This is a genomic window from Psychroflexus gondwanensis ACAM 44, from assembly GCF_000355905.1.
In the GTDB taxonomy this organism is placed as follows: Bacteria; Bacteroidota; Bacteroidia; order Flavobacteriales; family Flavobacteriaceae; genus Psychroflexus; species Psychroflexus gondwanensis.
Map to the genome: position 1 here is coordinate 65,908 of NZ_APLF01000004.1, position 12,128 is coordinate 78,035.

The window sequence follows — 12,128 nt, forward strand, 5'->3', positions numbered from 1 at the left end:
TTTAATCTGGATTTTCTATGGCTTTGTAAGCGGAAATTACTTTTTTAACAAGTCGGTGACGGAGAACATCTTTATCATCGAGATAAATCATTCCTATCCCTTTGACATCTTTTAAGACCAAAAGAGCCTCTTTAAGCCCAGAAATGGACCGTTTTGGCAGATCCACTTGACCTGGATCACCTGTGATCATAAATTTGGCATTCTTACCCATACGAGTTAAAAACATCTTCATCTGTGGATGGGTGGTGTTTTGAGCTTCGTCCAATATTACAAATGCATTATCCAAGGTTCGCCCTCTCATAAATGCCAGTGGTGCAATTTGGATGGTTCCCTTTTCAATATAGCTTTCTAGCTTTTCTGGAGCAATCATGTCCCGTAATGCATCGTAAAGCGGTTGCATATATGGATCTAGTTTCTCCCTCAAATCCCCGGGTAAAAACCCTAGATTTTCACCAGCCTCAACTGCCGGACGAGTTAAAATAATTCTTCGAACTTGTTTATTCTTGAGTGCTTGAACCGCTAAAGCAACTCCTGTATAAGTTTTGCCAGTACCCGCTGGACCAACCGCAAACACCATATCATTGGTATTCATCAACTCTACCAGTTTTCTTTGGTTGGCGGTTTGTGCTTTTATAAGTCGACCTCCAATACCATGAACGAGAACAGCTCCAGAGGAAATTGGAGCATCATAATCTGCTTTAGATTGACTTGTCAAAATCCTTTCGATAGCATTTTCATCTAAGGAATTAAATTTTGAAAAGTGATCAACCAACATTTCAAAACGCTGTTCAAATTCTTCTAAACGCTCGTCTTCACCAAAGACTTTTATCTTATTGCCTCGCGCTACAAGTTTTAGCTGAGGATAATATTTTTTAATCAGTTCAATATTCAAATTGTGGTGTCCAAAAAATTCTCTTGGATTAATTTCTGAGAGTTCTAAAATTAGTTCGTTCAAAAGCGGTAATTTTTGGTTAAAAATAATAAATTCGCAAAGCAAATTTACGCATTTTTTTGACGAAATTTAGCTTCAAAATATTAACTGTCTATTAAATGCCCATTATAACTTTAACTACAGATTTTGGCTTAAAAGATCATTCAGTGGCTGCTGTAAAAGGCGCCTTGCTGTGCGAATTGAGAGAACCTCAAATCGTAGATATCTCTCATGCTATTTCTCCTTTTAATTATACCGAAGCAGCTTACATCATCAAAAATGCTTATCATAATTTTCCAGAAAATACCATCCACATCATCGGGGTAGATTCAGAATTAACTCCAGAAAATAAGCATCTCGCTATTTATTTGGATGGTCATTATTTTATTTGTGCTAATAACGGTATTCTATCTTTGATTTCTTCTGAAATTAAACCTGACAAGATTGTAGAAATTAATATTCATGATAGCCTAGAAAAGAAATTTAGTGTTTTGGATGTTTTTGTAAGTGTTGCAGCTCATATTTGTAGAGGTGGAGATTTGGATGTGATTGGCAAACCTATCCTTAGTATGCAAGAACTCACTTATGTAAGGCCATCTATAAATCAACAGGAGGACCAAATTATAGGTCATGTGATTTATATTGATAATTTCGGAAATGTAGTCTCCAACATAAGCCAAAAGTTATTCAACTCGGTTGGCAAAGGGAGAGAGTTCTTGATTTCTGCTAGATCTACAAAGTTCCGAAAGGTATATAAGAGTTACTCAGAGGCAATTAATTATGATATCCCTAAAGAAAAAAGAGAAATGGAAGGAAAAAAACTAGCCTTGTTCAATTCATCAGCCTTTTTGGAATTAGCAATTTATAAGAGTAACCCGTTAAGTGTGGGTTCTGCTGCAAGTTTATTTGGCTTAAAATATTTGGACACCCTCACCGTTAAATTTTTATAACATGTTGGTAAGAATTGTAAAAATGAAATTTAAACAAGAGGCCGTTGAAAACTTCCAGGAGTTATTTCAGAATAGCAAAGAAAAAATCCGACATTTTGAAGGGTGTCAACGTTTAGAACTTTACAGAGATAAAAAAGACAGGTCTCAATTTTTCACTTATAGTTATTGGGTCTCCGAAGAACACCTAAACAATTACCGCCACTCCGCTTTGTTTGCTGAAGTATGGAAAGCGACTAAAGTTGGGTTTTCTGAAAAAGCACTAGCTTGGAGCTTGGATAAACTCGTAGAATTAGATTAATATGCTAGCTATTTTTCTTAAAGAATTCAATAGTTTTTTTTCCTCGGCTATAGGCTTTGTTGTAGCTGGACTATTTCTTCTAGCAACTGGAGTTTTGGTTTGGGTCTTGCCTGGCTATTTTAATATATTTGACCAAGGATATGCCAATCTTACGCCTTTTTTTGAAGTCTTACCTTGGATTTTCTGTGTGTTAATTCCTGCGATTTGTATGCGAAGCTTTTCTGAAGAAAAGAAACAAGGCACTTTAGAACTTTTGCTAACCAAACCTATTTCTGTAAATCAACTTATTGCTGGTAAATTTTTGGGAAGCTTTTCATTGAGTGTGATCGCCTTACTTCCTACTGCATTCTACATCATAAGCATTTCAGCATTAACAGCCGAAGGAGTTCAGGTTGATTATGGGGTTATTTTTAGTTCTTATGTTGGAGTTTTGCTCCTCATGTGTTGTTTCACCTCTATAGGAATTTTTGCGTCATGCCTCACCGATAACCCATTAATTGCTTTTGTTATCGGTACATTTTTAAGCGTGTTGTTGTATTTCGGATTGGAGGGCGTGAGCTCAATTCCACTTTGGGGTTCTAAACTATATACGTTAGAATATTTTAGTCTAAGCCATCATTTCCAAAGCATTTCAAGAGGTATTTTGGATAGTCGAGATCTCATTTATTTCTTAAGTATTAGCCTTTTCTTCTTAGTGCTTACCCACTTACAACTAAAATCTAATTTGAAATGAAGTTAAACGCTAGCCACAAAAAAGCCTTAGGAATTATTGTTCTGCTTGTGTTTATCAATCTGGTGGCCACTCAATTTTTTAAACGTATAGATTTCACCTCAGATGGCCGTTATACCTTAGCGGAATCTTCACGTGATTTGGTTGAAACCATAGATAAGCCTTTACTTGTTAAAGTCTTTCTAACCGGTGATCTTCCTTCAGAATTCAATAGACTGCAAACTGAAGCTCGCTATATCCTAGAGGAATTTAAAGCTTATAATTCTAATATAAAATTTGAATTTGTCGATCCACTTGAAGGCGACAAAGACGCTATGGAAGTGGCTAATCAATTTTATGATAATGAGATGTCGCCGGAGTCTCTCAATATTCGCGAAAATGGAAAATTGACCGAGCGTCTTATCTTTCCATGGGCTATAGCAGATTATGGAGGTAAACAAGTTCCAATACAACTCCTACAAAAAACACTCACGCAAAGCAATTCTGAAATGATCCAAAGGTCGGTTCAAAATTTAGAATACGCCTTTGTAGATGGAATAACCAAGCTAAGCAGGGAGCGAACTAAAAAAATAGCAATACTCCGAGGACAGGGAGAGCTTCAAGATAGATATCTAGCAGATTTCCTATCCACACTTAAAGATTATTATCTTATAGCTCCTTTCACTTTGGATTCTGTAAATACCTCCCCGCAGAGAACCTTGGACGTCCTCAATACCTACGATTTGATTATTGATGCTAAGCCTACCGAAAGGTTTAGCGATGAGAAAAATTACGTCTTAGATCAATACCTTATGAATGGTGGAAAGGCTATATGGCTTACAGAACAGGTCATTGCAGAAAAAGATAGTCTCTACAAGGCTTCCAAAAAGACATTAGCATTCCCTAGAAATTTAAATTTGTACAGCTTATTTTTTAGGTATGGGGTGCGCATCAATCCACAACTGGTCAACGACCTCTACTCTGCCCCTATTGTTTTAGCGTCTGGCAGCGGTAACTCTACACAACTGTCAAGATTTCCTTGGTTTTATGATCCTTTAGGCAAACCTGCTGAAAGCCATCCTATTACAGAGAATTTGAGTCCTGTGAGATTTGAATTTGCAAACCCAATAGACACCTTAGAGTCGGATCTCAAAAAAACAATCTTACTGGAAAGTTCAAATCTATCGCGAGTGATTGGAACTCCCTTTGAAGTTACTTTGGATGAGATTACAAAAGAACCTGACCCTCGATTATATACTACGGGTCATTTTCCGCTTGCAGTACTTGTAGAAGGTGAATTCAACTCTGCTTTTAAATCTAAACTAAAACCTCTCACTCTTCAATCCCCTAAAGACAAAAGCCCACAAACTCAACAAGTGTTTATTTCTGATGGTGACCTTATCAAAAATCAGTTGGAGTCTGGAAAACCCTTGGAATTAGGCTTCGACAGGTATACTGGACTCACCTACGGAAACAAAACCTTTTTACTGAATGTGGTTAATTATCTATTAGATGATCAAAGTTTAGTAAAAACGAGAAGCAAATCTATAAGCCTAGATGAAATGGATCTCGAAGCCTTGGAGTCTACTAAATTGAAATGGCAGCTCTTTAATGTAATAGTCCCTATTATAAGCATTACTGTTTTTGGACTGATTGTATTGTATTGGAGAAAAAGGAAATATAAAAGCCATTAACGCTTAAATTTATCTTTACTTCTGTTGAGTATTAAATAAATCACTGGAAGAATTCCTAAAGAATTGACTAGAGCTAAGACGATAAACCAAGCGATTTGTTTTCGCCTTGCAGACTGCCATAAAGTAATGAGTTTTAATACGGCGTCTACGACTACGAAGAAAAGAACTAGTCCTATTAATAAAGCATAATCGTCTAGATAAGATTGAAAGTCGGGTGAAGTTGTGTTCATGCTAATAGATTTTGAGGAACTAATTTAATATAAAACTAAAAAGAAATCTGCATTTATATTGAAAAGCTAAAACTATGATGAGAATAAAATATTTAAATTTGTCGATATGACTATCAATTGCAAAGGACACTTACTCGATTTATCTACCCCTAAAGTTATGGGTGTACTCAATTTAACTCCCGATTCTTTTTATGACGGTGGCAAATTCAAAAATGACAAGGAAGCTTTAGAACAAGTAGAAAAAAATATCCAAGATGGGATGGATATTTTAGACATTGGAGCTTATAGCTCAAGACCTGGCGCAGACCACATCAGTGAAGAAGAAGAATTAAAGAGGCTGAGTTCAGTTTTACAACAAGTTACCAAAGAATTTCCAGACCTTATTATTTCCATAGACACTTTCAGAAGTGAAGTTGCTAAAGCAAGTATAGACCAAGGCGCCCATATCATAAACGATATTTCTGCTGGAAGTCTGGATGCTAACATGATGGATTTCATAGCAGACTCTCAAGTTCCTTATATTATGATGCATATGAGGGGTACGCCGCAAACCATGAAAAGCATGACCTCTTATGAACATCTGGTCACCGATATTATCGCTTATTTTTCAAAAAAAGTTTCAGAAGCAAGAGCTAAAGGAATTAATGATATTCTTATTGATCCCGGGTTTGGTTTCGCAAAAACCATAGAACAAAACTTTGAGCTATTGAATCACCTCAAAGCCTTGAAGAGCTTGAACCTCCCTATACTTTCTGGGATTTCTAGAAAGTCTACTATCTACAAAACATTGAAAATCGATGCTAAGGAGGCTTTAAACGGCACAACGGCGCTCAATATGGTGGCGCTTATGAATGGAAGTTCTATCTTAAGGGTTCATGATGTGTTGGAAGCCAAGCAATGCATTACCTTGTACCAAAAATTAATAGAGAATTAAATTCTTATGGCCTTAGATTTTTTAGACTTTAGAGTTTTAGACATCCTAGATATCCTTCTGGTAGCCGTTTTGCTATACTATATCTATAAGCTTGTAAAAGGCTCTGCAGCGATCAATATCTTTATAGGAATTGTGATCATTTACTTGATCTGGAAACTTACTCAGCTCCTAAAAATGGAAATGCTAAGTAGCGTTTTAGGAGAATTTATAGGGGTTGGGATGTTTGCTTTGATAGTAGTCTTTCAGCAGGAAATAAGGAAATTTTTATTGATGATTGGCTCAACCAACTTTGGCAGTAAAAACAACTGGTTTCAACTTAAATTCTCCAATCGAGAAAACAAAACGCTCAATTACGTAGACATTATTGTCGAGGCTTGTAAAAAATTAGGAAGCACCCATACTGGTGCTTTAATCGTCATTAAAAGAAATACAAAACTAGATTTTGTAAAAAATACTGGAGACGCTATGGACATCAAAGTGAACCGTCCTATTATTGAATCTATTTTTTATAAAAATAGCACATTACATGATGGGGCCATTATTATTGAAGATGGAAGAATAACTGCAACACGCGTGATTTTACCAGTCTCCAACGACAGAGATATACCTTTAAGGTTTGGATTGCGTCACAGAGCTGCTGTAGGTATAAGTGAAAAAACAGATGCTGTTGCCTTGGTCGTAAGTGAAGAAACTGGACAGATTTCTTATTTAAAAAACGGAGAATTCAATATTTTCGATAACGTCGAAAATCTTGCCGAACAAATTAAAACCGACTTGAGTTAATTTAACTCTTCTTCGTGTTTGAATTGTGCTTCATACAAGCTTCTGTAATATCCTTCTTCCCGATGAAGTAACTCTGAATGGGTTCCTGTTTCTACAATTTTGCCTAAATCCATCACGATGATTTTATCTGCATTCTTAACGGTTGCCAAACGGTGAGCAATCACAATAGAAGTTCGTCCCTTAGTCAACTTCTCGGTAGCATCTTGGATAAGCTGTTCGCTATAGCTGTCTACTGAAGATGTAGCTTCATCTAAGACTAAGATACTAGGTTTGGTAACGTAAGCCCTTAAAAATGCAATGAGTTGGCGTTGACCAGAAGACAACATGACTCCTCTTTCTTTGACATTGTAATGGTAAGTGTTGGGAAGTGTAGAGATGAACTCATGAACCCCAATTTCCTTTGCAGCATCAATAACCTGTTCTTCAGTCACATCATCTTTGTTGAGCGTAATGTTATTGAGAATGGTATCTGCAAACAAGAAAACATCTTGAAGAACCACTGCAATCTGACTTCTTAAGGTCGCAAGTTCATAAGTTTTAAGATCTTTACCGTCCACTTCTATTTGCCCGCTGTCTATTTCATAGAATCGACTTAGTAAATTGATTACTGTACTTTTTCCAGCCCCAGTAGCTCCTACAATTGCAATTGTTTCTCCAGGTTGGACATCAAAAGAGATTCCTTTTAAGATCTCTTCCTCAGGGATGTAGCTAAATCTAACATCTTTAAACGAAATATGGCCGTTTAATTTTTCGCAAATTAAGGTACCAGTATTCTCTATTTTAGAATCTGTGTCTAGAATATTGAATACACGATTGGCTGCAACCATGCCCATTTGTAGGGAATTGAATTTATCTGCAATTTGCCTTAAAGGTCTAAACAGCATTTGTGATAATTCAATAAACATCACGATGATACCAAGCGATAAAGCATCTGATTCCACCACACGTAGACCTCCAAACCATACTATTAATCCAATAGTAATAGAAGTGGACATTTCTGCAATAGGAAAGAATATAGCATTGTACCAAACCGTTTTGATCCAGCCCTTTCTATGTTTTCTATTGATGTCTTTAAAACGTTTATACTCTTCCTGTTCTCTATTAAAAATTTGAACAATTTTCATACCCGTGAGATGTTCCTGCACAAATGAATTCAGGTTAGATACCTGAGTTCTGACTTCTTCAAAAGCAATTTTCATTTTCTTTTGAAAAACACGTGTGGCATAAAGGATAAAAGGTAAAACAGTAAGGACTAGAAGGGTTAGTTGCCAACTTTGCCAAAACATGAAACCCAAAACGACTATCATCTTCAGCAAATCGCTTATAATCATAAATAAGCCTTGGCTAAAAATACTAGCGATGGTTTCAATATCACTCACAGCTCGAGTCACCAATCTTCCTACAGATGAATTATCGAAGTATTGCTTTTTAAAATTCATCATGTGTTTAAAAAGCTTCACACGAATATCTCTTATCACTTCTTGTCCGAGCCAGTTGGCATAGAAGATAAAACTAAATTGAAAAAGCACTTCGAAGATGAGAACAACGAGCATTGAAGTTACATAGAAGATAAGACTTTCAGAATCGCTTTCGGTAATTCCTCTATCAATAGTTAACCTAAGTAAATACGGCCTTAAAACTCCCAGAACAGAGAGCATTATGGCAGCAAAACCCACAAAATAAAACGTTTTCTTGTAAGGTGTTGTGTACTTTAAAAGACGCTTAAAAAGTTTTGTATCGAAGGCGTTCCCGCTGTTGTTTTTCATTTTTATTACTATATCTTTATCCTATACAGGATATTTTATGTCTGTTAAGACCAGAGCATGGGCTGGAACCGACTTACCAGCTTTACTTCTATCTTTAGCAAGGATAATGTCGTTAAACTCTTCAACTGATATATTTTCCAAACCTACCTCAATAAGGGTTCCTACTATTGCTCTTACCATATTTCTTAAAAAGCGATTGGCTGTAATTTCAAAAAAAAGATGATGCCCCTCTTTCTGCCACTCTACCTTTTCTATATGACAATCAAATGTATAAACATCAGTTTTAACTTTTGAAAAAGATTTGAAATTTTTATGATTAAATAAGAGATTTGCAGCGTTTTGCATGGCTTGCAAGTTAAGTTCATTTTTTACCAAATAACTCCTTCCTACGGAAAACGGGTCTTTCGTTTGAATTATCGAGTACCTATAAGTTCTCGATATTGCATCGAAACGGGCATGAAAATCATCTTTTACGCGAACTAGGCTTTGCACTGCTATATCTGGAGGCAGTATGCTATTCAACTTAAAAACTAACTTTTTAGAATCAAGGATATTCTGGCTACTATCAAAATGGGCCACATATCCTGAAGCATGAACTCCTGTATCTGTCCTCCCTGCTCCTACTACATCAATAGTCTCTTGCAGAGCAGTTTTTAAGGCGTGATTCACTTGAGACTGAACACTGATTTCGTCCACTTGTTTCTGCCAGCCGTGATAGCTAGTCCCCAAATAAGATAGTCTGATAAGATAACGCAAATCTCTAAATTTATAACCTGCAAATATATGAATACAGCTACGACTTAAACCTTAAGCTTTACTTATATTGTACCAAAAAAAACATGTCAAAAGCTATTTTATTACTGAGTGATACTCATGGATATATAGACGATAGAATTCTAGAATGGGCCTCCAAAGCTGATGAAGTGTGGCATGCTGGAGATATTGGTGATCAAAAAGTTACAGATGCTCTACAAGCCGTAAAACCTTTGCGAGCAGTGTATGGGAATATTGATGGACATTTAATAAGAAGTGAATTTCCGCTTCATCAACGATTTACTCTTGAAGGTGTAGACGTTTGGATAACTCATATTGGGGGTGACCCTCATAGATATAGTAAAGACATAAAAGAAGAGATCAAAAAAAATCCTCCAAAATTGTTTATTAGTGGTCACTCTCATATTTTGAAGGTAATGAATGACAAACAACTAAAATTGCTACACATGAATCCCGGGGCTGTTGGTGTTCAAGGATTTCACCAGAAGAGAACAATGCTTAAATTTAATTTAGACCAGGGAACTATCAAAGATTTGGAAGTTATCGATTTTGGTAAGCGGGGGCAAAAGGTCTCCTCTTAAAAACAAAAAACCCCGAATGGCTTCGGGGTTTCAATGCACTAACATTACTAAGATTTCAGGTTTATCGCAATCGATCCACAGATTTTACAAGATCTTCGTCCTTTTTGATAGCCTTATTGGCTAGAGCAATAAAAACGATAGAAATTATTGGAAGAAGCATCCCAATACCCTTCTCAGAAATATCCATTTCTCCAGGTAAACTTAGCGTCCAATATGCAAAAACACCTACTAAAACAAAGTTCAATATGATATTAATTCGTCCTACGACAAATTGAAGTTTTCTTTTTTTGAATAAAAAAATAGTGATGAACGTAATAAGAACTGATAATAAAAACAAAGATATAGCTAAGGGTTGAGATAGAGCATATATTTCTTGATTTTTTGAAGTTATCCACAATGGCAAGTAAAAACTAAGCACACCATTAAGTATAATAACCATAAGTAAAAATAAGCTTTGAACTCTTTGTATCATTTGTTGAGTATTGAGCGACAAAAATAATAGAATATTTGGGAATTAATATTTATAAATAAAATAAAGTTGTATAATTGCAATGTCTTCGGACGACTGCTTACTTAAGTAGTTACAAATCATCAATTTAAATTCGATTCTCCTTCGAAATCATTTTAATTTCAAAAAATATCAATGTTAGAAATTATTGAACTAAAGTCTAGAAAGCTTTCAGATTTACAAGAAATTGCTAAAGAATTAAAAGTTCCAAAATTTAGAAGCCTTAAAAAGCTAGATCTTATCTATCAAATTTTGGACTATCAAGCAGCTAATCCCGACAAAATGAAAGAAATTCTTAGTAAGGAAGATAATACTAAGGCTTCAACTCCATCACCCTCTAAGGAAGCTCCTCAACAAGATAGCAAGCCAAAGCAACCAGAGCAATCTGATTCTGCGGATACTTCAAAAAAGCCAAGAAAGCGCGTGAACAAAGGTGAGCCTAAAAAAGCACCTAAGAATCCGTTTAAAGATAATGACAGGTCCAAACGAGAAGCTCAGAAAGATTCTTCAGAGAAAAAAGAGGTAAACGAGGTAAAAGATGAAAATCCATCATCTCCACGAGCGAAACAAAACACTCCGGAAACTCCGAAATCTCAACAAGAGAAAAAAGACCAAACCAAACCCGCTCCTCAGAAAAAGGAAGTTAAACAAGCTGATTCTAAGCCGACCAACAAAGACGATTCTCAAAAAAAATCTCCATCTCCGAAACCTCAAAACCAAAAAAATCAAAATCCTAAATCTAGGAATGATAATAGGGCTAATGACAAAAACGGAAATAGAGATAACCGAAATAAATACAAAGATCCAGATTTTGAATTTGATTCCATCATAGAAAGTGAAGGTGTACTAGACCTTATGCAAGATGGATATGGATTTTTAAGATCTTCCGATTACAATTACCTGTCTTCTCCCGATGATATTTATCTATCCCAGTCTCAAATAAGACTCTTTGGATTAAAAACTGGAGATACAGTGTTAGGAGAAGTAAGACCTCCAAAAGAAGGTGAGAAATACTTCCCTTTGATTAAGATTAAAAAAATTAATGGCCTTGATCCAAAAATTGTAAGAGATAGAGTTTCTTTTGAGCATTTAACTCCACTTTTCCCACAGGAAAAATTTAGATTAGCTGAAAAAGAAAGTACTCTTTCTACACGAATCATTGATTTGTTTTCACCAATTGGTAAAGGACAAAGAGGCATGATTGTTTCTCAACCTAAAACGGGTAAAACGATGTTGCTAAAGGATATTGCAAACGCCATTGCAGCAAATCATCCAGAAGTTTACCAAATTGTTCTTCTTATCGACGAACGTCCAGAGGAAGTCACAGACATGCAGCGTAATGTAAGAGGTGAAGTTGTAGCATCCACTTTTGATAAAGAAGCTCACGAACACGTTCGCGTTGCAAATTTAGTCATTGAAAAGGCTAAACGCCTGGTTGAATGTGGTCATGATGTAGTGATACTTCTAGACTCTATTACTCGTTTGGCTAGAGCTTATAACACTGTGCAACCTTCTAGTGGAAAAGTTTTGAGTGGTGGTGTAGATGCAAATGCTCTTCACAAACCAAAACGTTTCTTTGGAGCAGCGAGAAATATTGAAAATGGAGGTTCGCTTTCAATCATAGCTACAGCCTTAACCGACACTGGTTCTAAAATGGATGAAGTCATTTTTGAAGAATTTAAAGGGACTGGTAATATGGAACTACAGTTGGATAGAAAAATTGCTAACCGTAGGATTTTCCCTGCTATAGATCTAACATCTTCAAGCACAAGAAGAGATGATCTTTTACTTGAAGATCATCAAATTAAAAAAATGTGGATCATGAGAAAATATCTAGCGGACATGAATCCTATTGAAGCTATTGAATTCTTGAATACAAGAATTAAAGACACCAAATCAAATGAGGAGTTTTTGATGTCGATGAACGGCTAAACCCCATACTAATTAATAACAAAGACACCCCGTAAAAT

At 35.9% G+C, this 12,128-nt stretch carries 13 protein-coding genes; 8 read left to right on the plus strand and 5 right to left on the minus strand.

Annotated elements, in window-relative coordinates:
* Position 1: 1 nt before the first annotated feature.
* Positions 2-955 carry a PhoH family protein gene (locus PGOND44_RS04015; protein ID WP_003436986.1) on the minus strand — a complete coding sequence of 318 codons (954 nt, stop codon included), beginning with the start codon at positions 953-955 and terminating at the stop codon, positions 2-4.
* Positions 956-1,050: 95 nt separating this feature from the next.
* Here PGOND44_RS04015 and PGOND44_RS04020 point away from each other — a divergent pair, with 95 nt between their 5' ends.
* The 4 genes from PGOND44_RS04020 to gldG are packed head-to-tail and all read left to right on the plus strand — an operon-like array spanning position 1,051 to position 4,582.
* A complete protein-coding gene (locus tag PGOND44_RS04020; protein ID WP_003436988.1) occupies positions 1,051-1,881 on the plus strand; it encodes an SAM hydrolase/SAM-dependent halogenase family protein in 831 nt (276 codons plus the stop codon).
* A 1-nt stretch (position 1,882) separates the two neighbouring features.
* Positions 1,883-2,179 (plus strand): putative quinol monooxygenase, encoded by a 297-nt coding sequence (locus tag PGOND44_RS04025; protein ID WP_003436989.1) that lies wholly within the window; start codon positions 1,883-1,885, stop codon positions 2,177-2,179.
* A gap of 1 nt (position 2,180) precedes the next feature.
* A complete protein-coding gene (gldF, locus tag PGOND44_RS04030) occupies positions 2,181-2,912 on the plus strand; it encodes a gliding motility-associated ABC transporter permease subunit GldF (RefSeq protein ID WP_003436990.1) in 732 nt (243 codons plus the stop codon).
* Complete coding sequence (gene gldG, locus PGOND44_RS04035; protein ID WP_003436991.1) at positions 2,909-4,582, plus strand: gliding motility-associated ABC transporter substrate-binding protein GldG; 1,674 nt, start codon at positions 2,909-2,911, stop codon at positions 4,580-4,582. The genes gldF and gldG overlap by 4 nt, the downstream gene beginning before the upstream one ends.
* On the opposite strand, the gene PGOND44_RS04040 is transcribed toward gldG, so the two are convergent.
* Positions 4,579-4,812: a DUF5652 family protein gene (locus PGOND44_RS04040; RefSeq protein ID WP_003436992.1), complete on the minus strand. Its 234-nt coding sequence runs from the start codon at positions 4,810-4,812 to the stop codon at positions 4,579-4,581. The two genes, gldG and PGOND44_RS04040, sit on opposite strands and share 4 nt — an antisense overlap.
* 106 nt (positions 4,813-4,918) lie before the next feature.
* Here PGOND44_RS04040 and folP point away from each other — a divergent pair, with 106 nt between their 5' ends.
* Complete coding sequence (folP, locus tag PGOND44_RS04045) at positions 4,919-5,746, plus strand: dihydropteroate synthase (RefSeq protein ID WP_003436993.1); 828 nt, start codon at positions 4,919-4,921, stop codon at positions 5,744-5,746.
* A gap of 6 nt (positions 5,747-5,752) precedes the next feature.
* Positions 5,753-6,529, plus strand: coding sequence for a diadenylate cyclase CdaA (cdaA, locus tag PGOND44_RS04050; protein WP_003436994.1), 777 nt, complete (start codon positions 5,753-5,755; stop codon positions 6,527-6,529).
* Here the strand turns inward: cdaA and PGOND44_RS04055 are convergent.
* Positions 6,526-8,295, minus strand: a complete 1,770-nt coding sequence (locus PGOND44_RS04055; RefSeq protein WP_003436995.1) for an ABC transporter ATP-binding protein — start codon at positions 8,293-8,295, stop codon at positions 6,526-6,528. The two genes, cdaA and PGOND44_RS04055, sit on opposite strands and share 4 nt — an antisense overlap.
* Before the next feature lie 21 nt (positions 8,296-8,316).
* Positions 8,317-9,051 carry a tRNA pseudouridine(38-40) synthase TruA gene (gene truA / locus PGOND44_RS04060; protein ID WP_003436996.1) on the minus strand — a complete coding sequence of 245 codons (735 nt, stop codon included), beginning with the start codon at positions 9,049-9,051 and terminating at the stop codon, positions 8,317-8,319.
* A gap of 83 nt (positions 9,052-9,134) precedes the next feature.
* Between truA and PGOND44_RS04065 the strand changes: the two genes are divergently transcribed.
* The gene (locus PGOND44_RS04065; RefSeq protein WP_003436997.1) at positions 9,135-9,650 is read left to right on the plus strand and encodes a metallophosphoesterase family protein; all 516 of its coding nucleotides are present in this window, start codon (positions 9,135-9,137) and stop codon (positions 9,648-9,650) included.
* Positions 9,651-9,711: 61 nt separating this feature from the next.
* Here the strand turns inward: PGOND44_RS04065 and PGOND44_RS04070 are convergent, their stop codons facing one another.
* On the minus strand, positions 9,712-10,122 hold the full coding sequence (locus PGOND44_RS04070) for a DUF4293 domain-containing protein (RefSeq protein ID WP_003436998.1): 411 nt from the start codon (positions 10,120-10,122) through the stop codon (positions 9,712-9,714).
* 171 nt (positions 10,123-10,293) lie between these two features.
* Between PGOND44_RS04070 and rho the strand changes: the two genes are divergently transcribed.
* The gene (gene rho, locus PGOND44_RS04075; protein ID WP_003436999.1) at positions 10,294-12,090 is read left to right on the plus strand and encodes a transcription termination factor Rho; all 1,797 of its coding nucleotides are present in this window, start codon (positions 10,294-10,296) and stop codon (positions 12,088-12,090) included.
* Positions 12,091-12,128 lie beyond the last annotated feature (38 nt).